This is a genomic window from Bradyrhizobium sp. SZCCT0153 (assembly GCF_018129995.1).
In the GTDB taxonomy this organism is placed as follows: Bacteria; Pseudomonadota; Alphaproteobacteria; order Rhizobiales; family Xanthobacteraceae; genus Bradyrhizobium; species Bradyrhizobium japonicum_G.
The window spans coordinates 61,591-81,437 of record NZ_JAFCKS010000004.1; the positions used below are offsets into that span (position 1 = coordinate 61,591).

Sequence of the window (19,847 nt, forward strand, 5' to 3'; positions counted from 1 at the left end):
ATCGAAGCGGAAGGGAGACGTCGGAGATGATCAAGCGAGCAGCGGATGTGCTCGGTGTGCTGGAGCGCGCGCTGACGGTGATCGCGGCGGTCTCTCTCTTCGCGATCATGGCGCTCGTGGTGGCCGACGTGTTCATGCGCTACGTCATGAACAGTCCGTTCTCCTTCACCTATGATCTGATCGGACTCTATCTCCTTGCCGGCGTGTTCTTCCTGACGCTGTCGGACACCTTGCGCGTGCATGCGCATGTCGGCGTGGACATCCTGCTGTCACGATTTCCGCCGGCGGGCCGGCGGCTGTCGGAGGTTGTGACGGCGCTCACGGGGCTGTTCGTCTTCGTCCTGATCTCAAAGGTCGGGTTCGAGCGTGCACTCGAGAACTACCAGCAGCAAGACGTGCTCGCCGGCGCCATCCCGTGGCCGACCTGGATCTCGGCTGCGCTGGTGCCGTTCGGCTGCTGTGTGCTGGTGTTGCGTCTGGCGCTGCAATTGATCGGCCACGGGCTCAGCCTCGTGAGCGGTCGCGACCTCTTTCCCCTGCCGCCGGAGACCGGGACCGGCGAAGCCAACTCGTTCGAGTAGCCCATTCCATGACAGTCATCATCGTTCTTGTGCTGCTCTTCCTCCTGCTGGCGATCGGCACGCCGGTCGGTTTCGCCATGGGATTCGCCGGGTCGGTCGGCTTGCTGATGGTTGGCGGCACCGGCACGCTGTTCGGCATTCTCCAGACGGCGCCGCTTTCGACGGTATCGTCCTATGAATTGATCACGATCCCGATGTTCCTGCTGATGGCGGATCTCGTCTTGCTGTCCGGCGTCGCCGACGACATGTTCAAGACGGCGTCGGCCTGGGTCGGCCGCATTCCCGGCGGGCTCGGCATGGCGACGGCGCTGGCCGGCGCGGGCTTCGGCGCGATCTGCGGCACCTCGACGGCGTCCGCAGCGACGCTGGCATCGACGAGCCTGCCGGCGATGATCCGGCAGGGCTATGAGCCGAAGATGGCGGCCGGCGTCGTGGCCATCTCGGGAACGCTGGCCATGCTGATCCCGCCCAGCGTGGCGCTCGTCATTTTCGGTTTGCTCGCTGAAGTCAACATCGGGCAGTTGCTGATCGGCGGCATCATTCCGGCGATGCTCGTGACGGCAACGATCATGGCGACGATCGGCTTCCTGGTCTGGCAGGACCCTTCGCGAGCCCCTCGCGTGGAACCCGTGCCGTGGCGGGAGCGGTTTGCGCTGCTATGGCAGGTCGGCCCGATGGTGCTGTTGTTCTCGCTCGTCACTGGCACCATCTATCTCGGCATTGCGACGCCGACGGAAGCTTCGGCTCTCGGTGCCGCGGGAGCGCTGGTGCTCGCCATCGCCAAGGGCAGGGTTACGCCCGGCTCGCTCTACAAGGCGCTGCTGAGCGCTTGCCATGGCACTTGCATGATCGTGACGATCCTCGTCGGCGCCTCGATCTTCGGCTACTTCTTCACGCTCACCCATGTCACGCAGGACCTCGTCGCCTGGATCGGTAGCCTGCCGACCTCGCGCTGGGTGATCATCACGCTGATCCTGTGCGGCTACATCGTGCTCGGCTCCTTCATGGACCAGATCGCGATCCTGGTGTTGACCGTGCCGATCGTGCTGCCGCTGATCAAGACGCTCGGCTTCGATCCGATCTGGTTCGGCGTCATCAAGATCGTCACCGCCGAAGTCGGCATGATCACGCCGCCGGTCGGGCTGAACTGCTTTATCGTCGCCCGCTATGCCAAACGGCCGGTGGCCGAAGTGTTTCACGGCACCTTCCCGCATTTCATCGCCCACCTGATCGCGATCGCGATCCTGGTGGCGTTTCCGAGCATCATTCTCTGGCTGCCCTCGCAGATGGGGCGCTAGGATCGGAGCTCTCGCGGCTCCCAAGAAGGAGATCAAGAACATGGATTTCGCGCTCACCGATCAGCAGGAAGCCATTCGCGACGCCATCGCAAAGATCTGCGAGGGCTTTCCCGACGCCTATTGGCTGAAGAAGGACCACGACGGCGGCTTCCCGCACGACTTCCACAAGGCGCTGGCCGATGCCGGCTGGCTCGGCATCTGCGTGCCGGAAGCCTATGGCGGCTCCGGCCTCGGCATCACCGAGGCCGCGATCATGATGCGCGCCATCGCGGAATCCGGCGCCGGCATGTCCGGGGCCTCCGCGGTGCACATCAACGTGTTCGGACTCAACCCCGTCGTCGTGTTCGGCACCGAGGAGCAGCGCAAGCGCATGCTGCCGCCGATGGTCGAGGGCCGCGAGAAGGCGTGCTTCGCGGTCACGGAGCCCAACACCGGCCTCAACACCACGCAGCTCAAGACCCGCGCGGTCGCCAAGAACGACCGCTACATCGTCAACGGCCAGAAGGTGTGGATCTCCACCGCGCAGGTGGCGCACAAGATCCTGCTGCTCGCGCGGACCACGCCGCTTGAAGAGGTGCGCTCGCCGACCCATGGCCTCAGTCTGTTCTATACCGATTTCGACCGCAACAAGATCAAGGTCCACGAGATCGAGAAGATGGGCCGCAAGGTCGTCGATTCCAACGAGCTGTTCTTCGAGGACTTTGAGATCCCGATGGAAGATCGCATTGGCGAGGAAGGCAAGGGTTTTCAGTACATCCTCGAAGGCATGAACCCCGAACGCATCCTGATCGCGGCGGAGGCGGTGGGCCTCGGCAAAGTCGCGCTGTCGCACGCCAGCGAATACGCCAAGACGCGCGTTGTCTTCAACCGGCCGATCGGCAAGAACCAGGGCATCCAGCATCCGCTCGCGGTGAACTGGGTCGAGCTTGAGGCGGCCTGGCTGATGGTGATGTCGGCGGCTTGGCAATATGACAAGGGCCTGCCGTGTGGGGCCGCCGCCAATGCCGCAAAATATCTCGCGGGCGAAGCGGGCTTTTCCGCCTGCGAGCAGTCCGTGATGACCCATGGCGGCTTCGGCTACGCCAAAGAGTTTCATGTCGAGCGCTATTTGCGTGAAAGTCTGATCCCGCGCATTGCGCCCGTGAGCCCGCAGCTTGCGCTCAGTTTCATCGCGGAAAAGGTGCTTGGGCTAGCAAAGTCGTACTAAGCTGACGCGCGGATAGCTCGGCAGGATCGCCATGAACCTCGCTTACCATCTTCTGCGGGCCGCCAGGGCCGACGCATCCGTGCCGGCGTTGCTGAAGGGGTTGACGCCGGTTGCCGATTACGGCCGGCTCGCTGCGACGGTGGCGTCGCTGGCTGCGTCGCTTCAACAGCATTTTGGCCTCGCCAAAGGCGACCGCGTTGCCTTGCTGATGAAGAACGTGCCGGACTATGTCGCCTGTCTCTATGCCTGCTGGCATGCCGGGCTGGTCGCAGTTCCCATCAACGCAAAGCTGCATCCGCGCGAGGTCGCGTTCATTCTCGACAATTCGGGCGCGGCGATCGTGTTCGTGACCGAGGACATGGCGGGGGTTGCCTCGGAAGCTTTGGTCCTCGGCACCGCCAAGCCGCGCATCGTCGAAATCGGCACCGCCGAATATCGCAGGTTGGAGAAGAGCGAAGGCATTGCCATCGCCGACGTCACGATCACCGACCCGGCCTGGATCTTCTACACCAGTGGCACGACGGGCCGGCCGAAGGGCGCGGTGCTGAGCCATCGCAATTTGCTTGCGATGTCGCTGAACTATCTCGCCGAGATCAATCCGATCGCGCCGGGCGAAGCGCTGCTGCATGCCGCGCCGATGTCGCATGGCTCCGGCCTCTACATGGTGCCGCACGTGCTCGGCATGGGCGCGCAGATCATCCCGGAGAGCGGTCGCTTCGAGACGGACGAAATCCTTGAGCTGACGACGAAGCGCGACGGCATCTCCTTCTTCGCTGCGCCCACCATGGTGCGGCGCCTGACGGTCGCGGCTGAGGCAGCGGGGGTGACCGCGCGGGGGCTGAAGACGATCATCTATGGCGGCGGCCCGATGTACGTCGCCGATTGCAAGGCCGCGCTGGCCGTGTTCGGACCAAAACTCACGCAGATCTACGGTCAGGGCGAGACGCCGATGACCATCACATACCTGCCGAAATCGATGCATGCCGATGCCGGGCATCCGCGCCACGAGGAGCGCCTTGCCTCGGTCGGCATTGCCCAGGGCGTCGTCCAGGTGCGCACCGTGGATGAGGCAGGGCAGGATGTCGCGACGGGTGAGATCGGCGAGATCATCGTGCGGGGTGACACCGTGATGTCCGGCTACTGGCAGAATCCGGACGCAACCGCGAGCACGCTGCGCGACGGCTGGCTCTACACCGGCGACATGGGAGCTTTCGACGCGCACGGCTTCCTCACGCTGAAGGACCGCTCCAAGGACGTCATCATTTCCGGCGGCACCAACATCTATCCGCGCGAGGTCGAGGAGGTGCTGCTGCGGCACGAGGCCGTCGCCGAGGTTTCGGTGATCGGCCGGCCGCATCCGGAATGGGGCGAGGAGGTCGTGGCGGTCGTCGTACCCGTCACCGGAAAAACCGTGGCGCGCGATGAGCTGGATCAGATCTGCAACGCCTGGATCGCCCGCTTCAAGCGACCCAAGCATTATTACGTCACCGGCGAGCTGCCGAAAAACAGCTACGGCAAGATCGTCAAGACAGAGCTGCGCACGCTGCTCGGCGAATCCTCTGCGCGCCTCACGCCGATGGGTTGAGTGGCCATGCCCGAGCACGCGCCGCCGATCGACTTTTCCGGCCTGATCCGTCACGGCGATCTCATCGTGTGCGGCCAGGCGACGGCGGAGCCCGCCACGCTGACCGAGGCGCTGATGGCACAGGCGGCACATCTTCCGCCGTATCGCATGATGCTTGGGCCGGTGTTCTCGGAGACGTTTTCCGCGTCTTGCACGGGGAGCGTCTCTTTCCAGAGCTACGGTGTGATCGGCAATGCGCGGCGGCTCGCGAAAGCCGGGCGGCTCGACGTGATCCCGAGCAATTACAGCGCCTTCTGTGCGGACTTCGCCGCGCGCCGCCACAAGGCCGATGTCGTTCTGGTGCAGCTTGCGGAGTCCAGGGGCCGGCTCAGCGCCAGCCTCTCCAACGACTATGTCATCGACGCCGCACGCGGCGCGCGCCTCGTCATCGCCGAGATCAATCCGGATTCGCCCTTCACGTTCGGCGCGGAATGGCCGGAGGATGCGCCGATCCATGTCCGCGTGGTGGCTCGGAGGCCGCCAGTTGAATTGGCACCGATGCCGCTCGACGATGTTTCGCGGCGCATTGCGGCGCATGCGGCCGGCCTGATCGTCGACGGCAGCACGCTGCAGTTCGGTGTCGGGCGGATACCGGACGCGGTCCTCTCCTCGCTCTCCCATGTACGCAATCTCGGCATTCATTCCGGCCTGATCGACGATGCTGTCGTCGACCTGATCGAATGCGGTGCGGTGACGAATGCGGCGAAGGGCATCGATGCCGGGATCACCGTCACCAACCAGGTGATCGGTAGCCGGCGGCTCTATCGTTTCGTGCACGAGAACAAGGCGGTCGCGGTGCGGCCGACGTCCTATACGCACGGCCAAGGCGTGCTGGCGCGGATCAGCCGGTTGGTCGCGATCAACTCGGCGCTTCAGGTCGGGCTGGACGGCAGCGTGAATTCCGAGACGCTGAACGGCGTCGCCATCGGCGCGATCGGCGGGCAGCTCGATTTCGTCCGCGGTGCCAATGCCTCGCCCGGGGGCAGGGCGATCATCGCGCTACCGGCGGCGGCCTCTGACGGGAGCTGCCGGATCGTCTCCAGGGTCGAGACCGTGACGACGCCGCGCGCCGACGTCGATGCCATCGTCACCGAATGGGGCGTTGCGGAGTTGCGAGGTTGCGGCCTGGCCGAGCGGGCACGCCGCATGATCGCGATCGCGGCGCCCGAACACCGCGACGCGCTCTGGGAACAGCTTCGCCGCGCCGCGTGCTAGCTCAGTTCATCATCGCGAATGCCGGACGCTGGCTCTCGCTGGAGCCGATGATACCGGGGAGGTCCGCCGCCTCGCCGGCGATCATGCCCGACATCTGCCAGAACAGATGGGCGAGACGGGAGAACACCAGGCGCTCGCGTTCGGCAGGAACGGTGCCGTCCGGGACCGTCACGGTTTCGAGGCCGACAACCTTCTTGAAATCCGGCCAGATCGTCATCGATTGCGCGATCACGGAATAGCAGCGCGGATCATCGTCGCTCTCGTCGGGTGCCGGCGGCAAGCCCGGGTATTGTACCGGTGCCGCGTAGAACTTGTAGGCACCATAGCCGAGCTGGAGCAGGAACTTTTCGGAGACGGCGACGTCAGCGGCAAAGGACACCAGCCGCGCTTCGCTCAGCACCTCCGGTTCGATCGAGCTGAGGTCATGGGCGCGCAGCGCCGAGCAGAAGGCGAGATCGTGATTGTGCTCTCGGAGCAGATTGGCCAGGGGCTGCTGCTGTTGCACGGTGTCGGTGAGCAGGATGATGGTCTTGAGCATCTTGTGACATGCCTCAGGGAAAGAGATGGCGGGCGGTCATGACCGCATCGTCGGCGGCGTGGTGAGCGAAGAAGTCGTTGGCGATGCGCTGTCCCGGCGCGATCTCCAGGATGCGGTAGCGCGCGAGAGCTGCGGCGTCCCGCGCGGCGCCGACGTCGTCCTGCCAGGCGCAGAGCGACAGCTCGAGCCGGCCATATCCGCCGCAATCGGCGGCATAGGCGCCGGTCACGGCCTCGACAGTTGCGGCCACCGCGCCCGCGTCGCTTGCGGAGATATCGCGCAGGATCACGGAGATGCCGTTGCCGGCTTCGGCCTGCGACGTCATCACCATGAAGGCATCGCGGGCGCCGGTGCGGCCGGCGCGACGGGCCGCGCGCACCATGCTTGCAAAGGCCGGATCGGGCCCGAGCTCCAGCGTTGTGGTCTGCTGGTCATGCAGGATCGTGGCGCGCATCGCGCCGAGGTCGCCCTTCAGCGCGTGATAGGAGCGCGGCAGCCATACCGTGTCGAGTGGCAGCTGTGACGAGGTCAGGCTCCAGGCCTGGTCGAGCAGATAGCCCTCCCAGATCGCGGGATCGGATGCGGCGAGTTGCTGCCAGCTGCGCAGGAGCATCTCCGCCCCCTTGGTGCGGCCGAGATAGAGCGTGCGCGCCGACATCTCCCAGCGGTTCCACTTGTGCAACGCGACGTCGCAGCCGAGGTAGGACGGCAGCAGCGGCGCCTCGCGCAGCATGGCGCCGGCTTCGACGAACAGCAGCGGCTCGCGAAACTTGTTCCACATCCGCATCATGAACTCCGCCTTCTCGAAGCAGAGGACGCGGTCGCTGAATTCCGTCTCAATCGCCTCGATGTGACAGGCCAGGTCGAACCGCTCGAGCGAATGCCGCAAGGCGAACGCTGCTGTCGCGTCGCCGCCGCGCGGATAGCATGAGACGATCCGCGGCTGGAGGGAGGAGGCATCGGAAGCGGCGAGAAACTTCGACCAGCCGATGCCGCCCCACCACATCTCGTGCGGGCCGTCCGCACCGCAGGGGCCGACCGAGCCGAACTCGGTCAGCTTGGACTTGAGAAAATCGAAGCCGGGATTTTCGCTTCTTGGGATGACGACGGCACAGCCGGGCGTGAGCGAGCGGTAGAACAGCTCGGCCGCAGCGCCGCTCAGCGGCTCCTTGAGGATGACGACGCCGTTTCGGCGGCCCTCGCTGACGTCGTCGAACGTCGGCGCACCATACTGGTTGACGAGCCAGCCCAGGCGGTCGCGCTGGGCCCGGCCGAGTCTCACGCCACCCGATTGCAGCAGCCGATCAAGGTTTGCGTGCGCCTCGTCCGTCAATTCCGTGCCCCTCAAATCGTCAGCCCTTGGACTTCAACGTCCCGAGCGGCGCGATCAGGCGCACTATTTGGGGCTGGAGCCGAGCGGGGTGATCGCGACGGAATAGACCGCGATCTGCTGCGTCATGGGAACGACGGGGATCAGCAGGCAGCCATCGTCGCTCTCGGCGCGATAATGCGAGCCATTCCGCCGCACGCCGGCATAGACCAGGCTGTCGGCCCCGATGCCGACGACGTCCTGGCTCTCGGCGGCGCCACGAACGTCATCGCCTTGCTGTACAGTCACGCCATGAAGAAGGCCCTCGGGCGCGAAATTCGCCAGCGGCAGCGCGATCATGGTGATACCCATGGTGCGCGACAGGGGAATGCGCAGGCGCAACTCGCCGATACCGGTGCGATGGGCGCTTACGCTCTCCAGCGCCGCATCGCCGCCAGCGCGGAACAGGCCGACTTGAACCGGGCCGCAGGGCCGTTCCTCGAAGACGTCGGCAGGCAGGCGGTTGGCACCGAACAGCACATAGAGATAGCCGTAGGAGGGGGACAGGCCGGCAAAGCTGCCGGCGAGCCACATCGGCGGTGCCACCGAAGCGCAGGCGGCCGAGAGGCCGCGGGCGGTGATCTGGTCGCGCACGAATCGTTCGTCGAGCAGCGGCGCGAGCGCGTGGGTACCGAGATTGACGTCGTGCTTCAACGTGCCGAGCAGCGCGAGCTCGTCATCGTCGGGCAACAGCAGGAGCCGCGCCAGCGTCGCCGCGCACCAGCGCGCGGCAACCTCGGGCGCAGCATAGGGATCGAGGCCATGGTCGAGCGCGAGGTCTCCCGCGTTCTGCGCGAAGGCGTGCGCGCCGGCCTGGATCTCGGCGGCAAGCGCCATTTGTTCCGCGGGACGCGGATTGACCTCGCGCAGCACCGCGCGGCCGTCGTAATCGCGAACCGAGCCGTCGGCGGAGCAGCAGGCCTGCTCCAGCAATGCCACGTTGCGGATCAGCATGCGCTTGACATGCGGCGTGACCACGAGGTCGGATACAAAACCCATCGCACTGTCCTGCTCGGCGAGATCGTCGAAGGCGTCGTCGAGCGAGATCAGATAGGCGCCGTGGAGGCGGATCTCGATGCCTTCCAGGTCGAAGATTCGGCGCAGCGCCTTCTGCACGCTGCCGGAATAGCCGAGATCGGCGAGCACGAGGTCGGTGCAGTCGTCGAAGCCGGGGATGGCGTGGCGAAGATAGACGAGCAGACGGGCCCGCAGGCCGGTGGCGAGTGCGACGATTTCAGCCGGATCCATCAGTCCGGGAAGCGCCTCGGCGAGCTCTTCGCCGGAGGCGATACCGCCGGGACAGCCGGCAAAGAAGGCCGCGACCTCCGACGGCAGGATCTTCACCATGTCGCGGAAGGTCGGTGCGTCGATCCTGAAGACCTTGCCGAGGAGATCGACGAGCGGCTGCATCGTGTCGGCCGAGGCAATCAGGCCGACGCGACGGTTGATCTCGACATAGGCCGACGGCATCCCGTGCAGGTCCTGCCAGATCAAATGCGACAGGAAGCCGTCGCGGCCGAGGAAGGCGAGAGCAACCTTCCTGCCGGGACCTGCGACCTCTTCGCACCGCCTTGCGACAAAAGCGTCGAATGCCGTCATGACCGGGCCGAGCACCGTGACACCCAGGTGGAAGGCCGGCGACCTCTCGGCGTTGCGCGCGGCGGCCATGCGCCGCAAGGTGCGCGCGCCGTGGTCGAGCCGCGACGGCGCGCCCTGACACAGCAGCTCGAACAGCGCCGTCTCGCGCTGAAATTTCGATGCGAGCCGGGCCGTGGCCTGCGGATAGTAACGTGGGCGAATGCCGTGGCGCCTGGCACCCTTGATGTCGGCCTTGTCATTGTCGCCGACGTGAAAGGAGGCGCTGGCGTCGATGCCCTCGGTAGCGAGGTATTTTTCGAACAGCGCCTCGCTCTTGCTGCTGCCGTGGTCGCAGGAGGCGTAGAGAAAGTCCCACGTCAGCCCGGGACGGCAAGCCCGCAGCAGCCGCGCCAGCCGGTCGGAATCCCAATACGTGTCGGAAATGAAGCCGACGCGATGGCCCGTGCGCTTCATGTCCAGATATTGCCGAAGCATGTCCGGGTTGGCGCGACAAAGCTCGATCTCGGCCCCGAACTCCGATTCGACCAGATCGTTCAGTTGGCCGCGCGTGAGACCGAACAGCCTGAACGGAAAATAGGAATAGATCTCCGCGATGTGAACTTCGTTTCCGCCGCGCTTCTCCTTCGCGGTCCTGCGCGCACGTGCTTCGGCCTGGATTCGATGCTGAACGAAACTTGCGGAAACATTCGGACAAGTTCCTGAAATGCCGGATAGCTCGTAAGTCCTTTCAAACACACCATCCGGCGTCGTGCAGGCGCGAAGCAGAAACGTATCGAAAACATCGAACGACCATGCAGAAACAATTTTCGCGCGGGGCTCGAGCCCGGCCGTTGCGATCTTCATGCGACAATTCCCCGTCCACCAGGACGATTAACGTGCGCATGCACGGAGTCAGGCGCCGCAAATGCGAAAAAAATTCACGCGCGATTCAAAATCGCGTTCGTCGCGACTGACAGATTCAAAAAAAGCGCTAGGTTCGAAAAGGTGATTCGGAAAAAATTGCCGAGTGCAGAAGTCGTCTCGCGTTCATTCACACTCGGAAACAATCGCGTCTGCTTGCAGTACGCGCGTGTCGCGTTCGATCATCCAGTGCCGCGTAATGTCAGCGTTTTCTCCCGAGTGCATCTGTTCAGGATGGACGATCCGCCATGGCGCGAGACGATGTGATGATTGCAGGCTGGACGCGCGATGGTCACGCGCAGTCGGCAATTCTTGCCCGATGCTCGGCAAAAGATACCGGATAACATCTTGAAAAATAACAAAAAATCTCCGCCTGGATTGTTTTGGCTCCGCGTTCAACGCCTGGAAGCCGTGTGGCATGTGCGCCCCCGGCATTGCGGGTTGGAGGTTGCGGGATGAGTTACGCTGCTGATGTCTGGGCTCCCGCCGAGGCCGGGATCGCGACGACGGCGCCGGTCGATGCGATCGTGCCGGTGACGCCGTCGGTGCCGCTCGCGCCGGACAGTGCACCTGTCACCGCCGATGTCGTCTATGACGAGGACAGCGAACTCCTAGACATGCTCGCGGCCGGCGACGAAGCCGCGTTCCGTGCGCTGGTCGAACGCCACATCGATCGCGCCTATGCGATCGCGCTTCGCATCGTCGGCAACGCGGCGGATGCCGAGGATGTGGTCCAGGACACCATGCTCAAGATCTGGAGCCATCGCGGACGCTGGCAGCACGGCCGCGCCAGATTCTCGACCTGGCTCTACCGCGTCATCTCCAACCGCTGCATCGACCTGCGCCGCAAGCCGCGCAACGAGAATGTCGAGACGGTGCCGGAAGTCGCCGACGGACAGCCCGGCGCCGTCGAGATCATCGAGCGCAACGAGCTCAACGGCATGCTGGAGCTCGCGATGCAGCGCCTGCCCGAGCAGCAGCGCATCGCGGTGATCCTGTCGTACCACGAAAGCATGAGCAACGGCGAGATCGCCCAGGTGATGGACACGACGGTGGCCGCGGTGGAATCGCTGCTCAAGCGTGGCCGCCAGCAGCTGCGCCAGCTGCTGCGCAAGCACGAGCGCGACATCCGCACCGCGTTTACCGACTGCTAACCACAAAAATCACTTCGCGAAAATTTACGCGCCTGATCTGCTTGCGCTCCGCCGTTTGAGCGAACGGACGGGGCTGCGGTCTGCGTCGTCAATCGTCTTCAACGATGCGGCACGCCATGCCCATCAGCACAGGAGCTTCCAATGCCCGCAATCAATACCAATAGCGCCGCCAACGCAGCGGTCCGCTATCTCAACATCAACTCCGCGCAGGAAAGCAGCTCGCTCTCGAAGCTGTCGAGCGGCTCGCGCATCACCTCGGCATCCGACGACGCCGCGGGCCTTGCGATTTCCACGCGTATCTCCTCGGACGTCACCACGCTCCAGCAGGCCGCGACCAACGCCTCGCAGGCCACCGCGATCCTCCAGACCGCCGACGGCGGCGCCTCGAACATCTCCGACATTCTCGCGCGCATGAAGTCGCTGGCCTCCGAGTCCGCTTCGGGCACCACGACCGACTCCAGCCGCGCCTATATCCAATCGGAATTCTCGCAGCTCAACTCGGAAATCGACTCGATCGCGACCGGCACCCGCTACTCCAGCCAGAGCCTGCTCGACGGATCCAGCGTGTTCTCGTCCGGCGTGTCCGTGCTGGTCGGCTCGGACGGCTCCGACACCATCACCATCACGCTGACCAGCCTCACGGCGTCCTCGCTCGCCGTCACCTCGCTCGACGTCAGCACCCAGTCCGGCGCGACGTCGGCGCTCGACGCCCTCGATACCGCGATCGACACGGTCTCCGCCGCGCGCGCCTCGATCGGCGCCCAGGAATCGCGGTTCAACTTCTCGTCGGATTCGATCTCGACCCAGACGCAGAATCTCCAGTCGGCAAACTCCGCGATCAAGGACGTGGATATCGCGGCCGAGCAGTCCAAGCTGTCTTCGGCCGAGGTGAAGACCCAGGCTGCCGTGTCGGCGCTGGCCGCCGCCAATCAGATGCCGCAGTACCTCCTCAAGCTGCTGGGCTGATGACCAACCGACCGGGCCGGCATGATGCCGGCCCGGCCCTCTCTGTCAGGGACGGACGAGCAAAGTGACCAGCGTCAGTTCGAGCACCAGCAGCACAAGTACGACGAGCTCGTCGGGCGTATCGGTCACGACGAGCGGAACCACCAATTCGAGCAGCATCGACTGGACGGCGCTGATCCAATCGGCCGTCGACGCGAAGACCGCGCAGGCGGACACGATCTCGACCACGATTACGAACAATGAGGCCAAGATCTCGGCCTATCAGACGCTCCAGAGCGATCTGAAGACGCTGTATTCAGGGCTGGCGTCGCTTTCGACCGCGGTGGTCAACTCGCTGTCCACCAGCGCATTTGCGACGCGCGCGGCGAGCATAAGTTCCACCGGCGACGTGAGCGCCTCGTCGGCGCTCTCCATGACGCTGAAGAGCGGGGCCGCGATCGGCGACCACACGCTGACGATCAGTCAGCTGGCCGCCGCTCAAAAGGTTTCCGGCACCTCGCAATCGAGCCAGACCGACGAACTCGGATACTCCGGCACGTTCTCAATCGGCCTGGAGGGCGGCAGCACCGCCGACATCAGTGTCACCAGCACGATGTCGCTTCAGGACGTCGTCGATGCCATCAATGCCCAGACCTCGACGACCAACGTCCAGGCCTCGATCGTGCAGGTCTCCAGCACTTCGTTCCAGATGGTGCTGACGGGCACGGAGGATGCCGCCGACATCACCTATTCCAGCACGTCCGGCGACGATATCCTGAACGAGCTCGGCGTGACCGACAGTTCGGGGAGCTTCACCGACGTGCTCCAGGAGGCGCAGGCCGCCGAGTTCACGCTCGACGGCATCGCGATGACGCGCGACACCAACGATATCTCGGACGTCCTGAGCGGCGTCACCTTCAGCCTGCTCCAGGAGACGCCGGACGGAGCGACGCTGAACATCAGCATCGAGACCGACACCAGCCAGATCGAATCGACGCTGGAGACGTTCGTCACCAACTACAACGCCTTTCGCGACGAGGTGGTCGCCCAGCAGGCGACCGCAACCGACGGCACCGCGGATTCGAGCGCAGTGCTGTTCGGCGACGGCACCATGCGCAACATCATGGACGCGCTCCAGAATGCCCTGAACACGACCGTGGGCGGCATGACCATGGCCGATCTCGGCCTGTCCTTCAACGAGAGCAATGAACTCGAGCTGGATACCAGCACGCTGTCGGATATCCTGAGCACGAATCTGAGCGGCGTCACCAAGCTGTTGTCGGCGCAGACCACGACGTCGTCGAGCCAGCTCAGCGTCGTCAATACCGGAACGTCGCCGCAATCCTTCACTCTGGATCTGGCAGTCGATTCCGACGGCAACCTCACCTCGGCGTCGGTCGGCGGCGACACATCGCTGTTCACGATCAGCGGCACCACGATCATCGGCGCTTCCGGCTCGATCTACGCCGGCATGGCCTTCACCTATAGCGGCTCGACCTCGCAGTCGATCACGGTGACGTCGACCTTGGGCATTGCAACGCAGCTCTATCAGATCGCGAAGGACTACTCGTCGTCGACCGGCGCGCTGCAAACGCAGATTACCAGCCTGACGACCCGCGATGATGATCTCCAGCAGAAGGTCGACGACATCAACAGCGCGGCGTCGGCGCTGCAGTCGCAGCTCGAGACGCAATACGCGAAATACCAGGCGGCGATCGAGAGCGCCAACAGCACGCTCGATTATCTCAAGGCCCTGCTCAATTCCAGCTCGAGTAATTGAAGATGAATAATGCAATGGCGTACATGGCCAACCAGGCCTATCGGGGAACGGCAACGAGCGTGCCGCCGCTCAAGGCGGTCTCGATGCTGCTTGGCGGCACGATCACCTTGCTCCAGAAGTCGCTGAACGCGCAGGAGGGACGGCGCTTCGAGGAAGGGCACGAGCACCTGATGAAGGCGACCGCGATCCTGCGCGGGCTGAGCCACAATCTCGATTTCACGAAGGGCGGGGCGGTGGCGGAACAGATGTTCCAGACCTACAACGTTTTGATCCTGGCGAGCCTCAAGGCTTACGGCCGGCCGCATGCCCGCGAGAGTTTTCGGCGGATCATCGCCGGGCTGACCGAGCTGCGGGAGGCCTGGGAATCGGTCGATGCCACGTTGCGGAGCAGCAAGGCCGGGCCGGTCGATTCGGCCCGCGCGGGCTGAAGCGGCCTGTTCCTCCGCGATGGGGGAGGGGCGTTGGGGGCCGTTGTTTTGTCCCCATTTGCCGGCGATTTTGGCGGCCGGAGCCGCTGAAATCCGGTTTCCGCATCGCCCGCAATGCTTTATGACGGCCTGACCGAGGCGGGACCGGCGGGCGATGGACGTCACCGAGTTTGAAGAACTGATCGACCGGCTGGGCGAGGATCTCTCGCTTTGGCCCGATGATCGGCGTTTGCCCGCCGAAGAGCTGCTGGCGCACTCGTCGGCTGCGCAAGCCCTGCTCGAGGAGGCCCGCGCGGTTCGCAGCGCGCTTGCAGCCCCTCCGGTGCGTGCGCCCAAAGGCCTCGCCGACCGCATCGTCGCCGCCGCTGCGAAAATGAAAGGCGACACTGCCGAGCCGCGCACCGAAGGCGAGACAACGGAGAGCTGAAGGGCTCCTTCCGAAAGCGTGTTCTTCAATTCGTTGCGGTTGCCGCCAAGCCCGGCCATGACGCAGTGGAAGCGTCGGCACCCCGAACACTCCTCTCGGATGCGATTGCTTTGCCGCGCGTGAGGCCCGCACGGCAGATTTTGCCGTGTCGAAAGCCGTTTTTGCGCGCGTGAATCCCCGCCTGAATCCGCGCGCCCACCCGTTTCATCAGCACACAGATTTCAAGCGCCGCCGACCGACGTCTCGTCGCCGGCGGCGCGGGAAGGCCGGAGTTTCTGATGACCGTTTCCGCAACGAGTTCTGCGTCGACCGCCACCACGACGACATCGTCGTCGTCGAGCACGTCGTCCAATTCGACGCTGACCTCCAGCGATTTCCTGAGCCTGCTCGTCAGCGAGCTCCAGAACCAGAATCCGCTGGATGCGACCTCGACCACCGACCTCGTCAATCAGCTCACCTCCTACGCGAATTTCACCTCCCAGCAGTCGATCAACTCCAACCTCAATTCGCTCGCGAGCTCGTTCTCCAGCCTCGTGACGCTGAATTCGGTGAACTACATCGGCCATACCGTCGAGGCAAAGACGGACACCTCGACCTTGAGCAACGGCTCGGCGACGTTCGGCTACTCGCTGTCCTCTGCCGCCTCGAACGTGTCGATCAGCATCTCGGACTCCTCCGGCAACGTCGTCTACACCGGCACGGGGACCGGCAATTCCGGCTCGAACAGCTTCACCTGGGACGGCAAGGACTCCAGCGGCAACCAGCTTTCCGACGGCGGCCAGTACACGATCGCGGTGACCGCGACGAATTCCTCCGGAAATTCGGTGCTCAATTACACGACCGTCACCGGCACGGTGACCGGCATCGACACCTCGACCTCGACACCCTCGCTTACCGTGAACGGCATTTCCGTCAGCGCGGCCAACATCATCGGCGTCACATCCTGATTTCTTCCGGAGTTCTATCATGAGTCTCAGCGGCGCATTATCCTCGGCGATCTCGGCGCTCAGCGCGCAGAGCCAGTCCCTGTCGATGATCAGCGACAACATCGCCAATTCCGACACGACCGCCTACAAGACGACGTCCGGGATGTTCGACGCGCTCGTGACGGCGTCGAGCAACACCACCTCGTATGCCTCGGGCGGCGTCACCGTCTCGGGCCGCGCCAACATCACCCAGCAGGGCCTGCTGGCCGCGACCTCCAACGCCACCGACGTCGCGATCCAGGGCTCGGGCTTCTTCGTTGTCACCGACGCCAAGTCGGGCGGCACCGTCGCCTACACCCGCAACGGTGCCTTCACCACCGACAATGCCGGCTATCTCCAGAACAACGGCTATTACCTCGAGGGCTGGCGCACCGACGCGGACGGCAATGTCGTCGGCAACGAATCGGCGAGCAATCTCGAAGCCATCAACACCCAGGTCGCCTCGACCAGCGGCAGCGCCACCACCAAGACCACGATCGCCGCCAATTTGCCGTCGGACGCCGCGACGGGCGAGACCTATACCAGCTCGATGACGGTCTACGATTCGCTTGGCGCCGCGAATTCGATGCAGATCACCTGGTCCAAGACCGGCACCAACACCTGGAGCGCGAGCTTCGCCAACCCGACCTCGGCTTCTGACACCACCACCGCGACGGGGACCGCTTCCGGCACGATCGACATCACCTTCAACAGCGACGGCTCGCTGGCCAGCACCAGCCCTGACCCGGCGACCGTCTCGATCACGGGCTGGACCGACGGCGCGGCCGACAGTACGATCACCATGGATCTCGGCACCGCCGGCAAGACCGACGGTCTGACGCAATACGCGTCCGGCGAAACCACGCCGTCGGTCAACGTCACCAGCATCGACTCGGACGGCCTGTCCTACGGCAAGCTGTCCAGCATCTCGATCGGCGACGACGGCGTGGTCGATGCGACCTATTCGAACGGTCAGACCATCGCAATCTACAAGATCGCGGTCGCGACCTTCGCCGATCCCAACGGGCTCGCCGCCTCCAGCGACGGGATCTATTCGGCGACCGTGACGTCGGGCAACGCCGCGCTGCAGGCGTCCGGCGAGAACGGCGCGGGCACGATCTACGGCAGCGAGCTCGAATCCTCGACCACCGATACCTCCAGCCAGTTCTCGAGCATGATCTCGGCGCAGCAGGCCTATTCGGCGGCGTCCCAGGTCATTTCGACCGTCAACAAGATGTACGACACCCTGATCTCGGCGATGAGGTGAGTGGTGCGCAGTGAGGAATCCGGGACTGTCGGCGAGGCGCTGCTGCGTCGGCTGCAACGACTGGTGGCGCGGGCCGCGACCGCCAAGGGCGGCGAGCGCAGGCAATTGCTCGCACTGATCGACGACCTCGAGACGGCGCGCCGCGGCCTGTTGCGGGAATGCGCGGAGGTCGAGGGCCAGATGAGGCAGGCAGCCGTCAGGACGACTGCGATCGCCGCTTACCTGCGCAACGCGCAGGCCAGCCGCGGCAAACGGAATAACTAGAAGAAGGCGATGACCATGACTGTAGCCCAAGCCAAGAGCCACGCCACGAGGACGAGCGCCGCAAACGGCGACACGCGGATCAAGTCGCTGATCGCGCTGATCGACACGCTGACCGCGCTGGTCGCCGAGGAGAATGCGGAGCTTGCCAAGGGCCTGCCGGCCTCGCGCCTGAAGCAGGTCGACGAGAAGAACCTCCTGGCGGAGATGTTCGAACGGACGGTTGCCGAGTGCGCGGCGGGCACGACCAGCCTGAACGTACCGGACCGGATCCTGCGTGAGCAGCTCATGGAGCGGATACTGAAGCTGCGCGCGGCGATGGACGAGAACCTGGTGCGCCTGCGCGCGGCGATCGAGGCCAGCAACCGCCGGATCGAGGCCGTCATGCAGGCGATCCGCGAGCAGATCGCGGCGGTGTCGCCCTATGGCGCTTCCGGCCGGGTCGCCGCGCGCTCCGTCTCCAGCGGCACCAGCCGCAGCGCCTGACGATTCGAGGGGCCCCGCCGTGTCACTCAATATCGCACGATCGATCGCCTTCAGCGGACTATCGGCCACGTCGGTGCAGATCAGCGTGACGTCGTCGAACATCTCGAACGCCGACACGACGGGCTATACCGAGAAGACCGCCAGCCAGTCGAGCAGCGTCACAAACGGCGTCGGCACTGGCGTCACCGTGACCGGCATCACCTCGACCGTCGACAAGCTGCTGCTGAAGTCGCTGGTCGCGGCGACTTCCGACCTCGGATCGGCCGATACCACCAACACCTATCTGACCTCGCTCGAAAAGCTCTACGGTTCGACCAGCAGCACCGATGGGAGCTCCACGGGAACCTCGCTCGCAAACAGCATCGCCACGCTGGAATCGGCGTTGGCGTCGCTGGCGAACACGCCGAGCAGCGCCTCGCTGCAATCCAATGTCGTCAGCGCCCTCGATGACGTCGCGAGCCAGTTGCGGGAGACGTCGAGCGGCATCCAGAAGCTCCGCGGCGACGCCGACCAGGACATCTCGTCCTCGATCGACGACGTCAATGCGGATCTGGAGCAGATCGCGGATCTCAACGCCGCGATCAAGCAGACGGCGGCGGCCGGCCAATCGACCGCGGACCTGGAGGACCAGCGCAACACCGCGCTCCAGGACGTCGCCTCCAAGATGAACATCAGCTATTTCACGGCGTCGAACGGCGATCTGCAGGTCTATACCACGTCCGGGCAGGCGCTGGTCGACAGTTCCGCGCACACGATCAGCTATACCGCCGCGGCCAAGGTGACGGCGTCGACGACTTACACCGCCGGCTCATCGTCGAGCGGCTTCAGCGCGATCACGGTGAACGGCGTCGATATCACTTCCCAGATATCAGGCGGCGACATCGGCGCACTCGTCACGCTTCGCGACAAGACCCTGTCGGAGGCGCAGTCCCAGCTCGACCAGCTCGCACAGCAACTCGCCTCGGCCATGAACAGCGTCTCGAACGGCGCTTCTTCGGTGCCGGCACCAACCAGCCTGACCGGTACGACTGCCGTCACCAGCAGCACGGCGCTCTCCGCCACCGGCACGGTGCGCATCGCCGCCACCGACCAGAGCGGCAATCTGGTCTCTTACGGTGATCTCGACCTCTCGTCCTATTCCACGGTCGGCGATCTCGTCACCGCGATCAACGGTATCTCCGGGCTCTCCGCATCGGTCGATTCGGACGGCCATCTTTCGATCACGGCGACCGGCTCCGGCAATGGCGTCGCCATCAATGAGATGACGAGCTCGGTGGGAAGCTCCGGCGAAGGGTTTTCGGAGTATTTCGGTCTCAACGATTTGGTGACGGGAACGAGCGCGTCGGATATCGCGGTCAACAGCAAGATCCTGTCCGGAACCAACGAGCTTCAGCTCGCGACACTGGACTCCTCGTCGAGCCTGACGGCCGGCAGCACGGTGCTGTCGTCGGGGTCTGCCACGGTCGTCAATGCCTTCTACGATGCTTTGACGGAGTCGCGGACATTTTCCTCCACCGGCGGGCTCGCCGCCACTACCGGCTCACTCGCCGATTACGCCTCGGCGGTCGTGTCCGATGTCGCGAGCAAGTCGTCGCAGGCCTCCACCAACTACACCGCCAAGGAGACTGCGCAGTCGACCTATGCGAACTCCCTGTCGTCGCAGTCGGGCGTCAACCTGGACGAGGAATCGGCGAAACTCAGCACGCTCCAGAACAAATACTCGGCAGCCTCCGCGCTGATCCAAGCCATCAACTCCATGTACTCGGCGCTGCTCTCCGCCGTGCAGTCGACATAGGAGGCACC

19 protein-coding genes are annotated in these 19,847 nt (G+C 64.5%); 15 read left to right on the top strand and 4 right to left on the bottom strand.

Annotated elements, in window-relative coordinates:
- Positions 1-26: 26 nt before the first annotated feature.
- Genes JQ572_RS18735 through JQ572_RS18755 form a run of 5 tightly spaced genes read left to right on the top strand, consistent with a single transcriptional unit; the run spans position 27 to position 5,925 of the window.
- Positions 27-581 (top strand): TRAP transporter small permease, encoded by a 555-nt coding sequence (locus JQ572_RS18735; RefSeq protein WP_211384293.1) that lies wholly within the window; start codon positions 27-29, stop codon positions 579-581.
- Positions 582-589: 8 nt separating this feature from the next.
- Positions 590-1,879, top strand: coding sequence for a TRAP transporter large permease (locus JQ572_RS18740; protein WP_211384295.1), 1,290 nt, complete (start codon positions 590-592; stop codon positions 1,877-1,879).
- A gap of 40 nt (positions 1,880-1,919) precedes the next feature.
- Complete coding sequence (locus JQ572_RS18745; RefSeq protein ID WP_211384297.1) at positions 1,920-3,086, top strand: acyl-CoA dehydrogenase family protein; 1,167 nt, start codon at positions 1,920-1,922, stop codon at positions 3,084-3,086.
- 31 nt (positions 3,087-3,117) lie between these two features.
- Positions 3,118-4,671: a class I adenylate-forming enzyme family protein gene (locus JQ572_RS18750; protein WP_211384299.1), complete on the top strand. Its 1,554-nt coding sequence runs from the start codon at positions 3,118-3,120 to the stop codon at positions 4,669-4,671.
- 6 nt (positions 4,672-4,677) lie between these two features.
- On the top strand, positions 4,678-5,925 hold the full coding sequence (locus JQ572_RS18755; RefSeq protein WP_211384301.1) for an acetyl-CoA hydrolase/transferase family protein: 1,248 nt from the start codon (positions 4,678-4,680) through the stop codon (positions 5,923-5,925).
- A 1-nt stretch (position 5,926) separates the two neighbouring features.
- Here the strand turns inward: JQ572_RS18755 and JQ572_RS18760 are convergent, their stop codons facing one another.
- The 4 genes from JQ572_RS18760 to JQ572_RS18775 form a co-directional block, all read right to left on the bottom strand.
- Positions 5,927-6,463, bottom strand: a complete 537-nt coding sequence (locus JQ572_RS18760) for a hypothetical protein (RefSeq protein WP_211384303.1) — start codon at positions 6,461-6,463, stop codon at positions 5,927-5,929.
- Between the two features lie 13 nt (positions 6,464-6,476).
- On the bottom strand, positions 6,477-7,796 hold the full coding sequence (locus tag JQ572_RS18765) for a hypothetical protein (RefSeq protein ID WP_211384304.1): 1,320 nt from the start codon (positions 7,794-7,796) through the stop codon (positions 6,477-6,479).
- Between the two features lie 63 nt (positions 7,797-7,859).
- The gene (locus JQ572_RS18770) at positions 7,860-10,274 is read right to left on the bottom strand and encodes a hypothetical protein (RefSeq protein ID WP_211384305.1); all 2,415 of its coding nucleotides are present in this window, start codon (positions 10,272-10,274) and stop codon (positions 7,860-7,862) included.
- A gap of 183 nt (positions 10,275-10,457) precedes the next feature.
- On the bottom strand, positions 10,458-10,751 hold the full coding sequence (locus tag JQ572_RS18775; protein WP_211384306.1) for a hypothetical protein: 294 nt from the start codon (positions 10,749-10,751) through the stop codon (positions 10,458-10,460).
- 35 nt (positions 10,752-10,786) lie between these two features.
- Here JQ572_RS18775 and JQ572_RS18780 point away from each other — a divergent pair, with 35 nt between their 5' ends.
- From JQ572_RS18780 to flgK, 10 genes are all read left to right on the top strand, one after another.
- Complete coding sequence (locus tag JQ572_RS18780) at positions 10,787-11,485, top strand: RNA polymerase sigma factor (protein WP_211384307.1); 699 nt, start codon at positions 10,787-10,789, stop codon at positions 11,483-11,485.
- 141 nt (positions 11,486-11,626) lie between these two features.
- On the top strand, positions 11,627-12,451 hold the full coding sequence (locus JQ572_RS18785; protein WP_092184841.1) for a flagellin: 825 nt from the start codon (positions 11,627-11,629) through the stop codon (positions 12,449-12,451).
- A 64-nt stretch (positions 12,452-12,515) separates the two neighbouring features.
- Complete coding sequence (fliD, locus tag JQ572_RS18790) at positions 12,516-14,210, top strand: flagellar filament capping protein FliD (protein ID WP_211384308.1); 1,695 nt, start codon at positions 12,516-12,518, stop codon at positions 14,208-14,210.
- 14 nt (positions 14,211-14,224) lie between these two features.
- Complete coding sequence (locus tag JQ572_RS18795; RefSeq protein ID WP_249129120.1) at positions 14,225-14,638, top strand: flagellar export chaperone FliS; 414 nt, start codon at positions 14,225-14,227, stop codon at positions 14,636-14,638.
- Positions 14,639-14,792: 154 nt separating this feature from the next.
- Positions 14,793-15,065, top strand: coding sequence for a hypothetical protein (locus JQ572_RS18800; protein WP_211384310.1), 273 nt, complete (start codon positions 14,793-14,795; stop codon positions 15,063-15,065).
- A 278-nt stretch (positions 15,066-15,343) separates the two neighbouring features.
- On the top strand, positions 15,344-16,012 hold the full coding sequence (locus JQ572_RS18805; protein WP_211384311.1) for a flagellar hook assembly protein FlgD: 669 nt from the start codon (positions 15,344-15,346) through the stop codon (positions 16,010-16,012).
- A gap of 19 nt (positions 16,013-16,031) precedes the next feature.
- On the top strand, positions 16,032-17,297 hold the full coding sequence (gene flgE / locus JQ572_RS18810) for a flagellar hook protein FlgE (RefSeq protein ID WP_211384312.1): 1,266 nt from the start codon (positions 16,032-16,034) through the stop codon (positions 17,295-17,297).
- Positions 17,298-17,300: 3 nt separating this feature from the next.
- Positions 17,301-17,561, top strand: a complete 261-nt coding sequence (locus tag JQ572_RS18815; protein ID WP_211384313.1) for a hypothetical protein — start codon at positions 17,301-17,303, stop codon at positions 17,559-17,561.
- A gap of 9 nt (positions 17,562-17,570) precedes the next feature.
- On the top strand, positions 17,571-18,044 hold the full coding sequence (locus JQ572_RS18820; RefSeq protein ID WP_211384314.1) for a flagellar protein FlgN: 474 nt from the start codon (positions 17,571-17,573) through the stop codon (positions 18,042-18,044).
- Between the two features lie 19 nt (positions 18,045-18,063).
- Entirely contained in the window at positions 18,064-19,839 is a 1,776-nt protein-coding gene (flgK, locus tag JQ572_RS18825) for a flagellar hook-associated protein FlgK (protein WP_211384315.1), read from the top strand.
- The last annotated feature ends 8 nt before the right edge of the window (positions 19,840-19,847 follow it).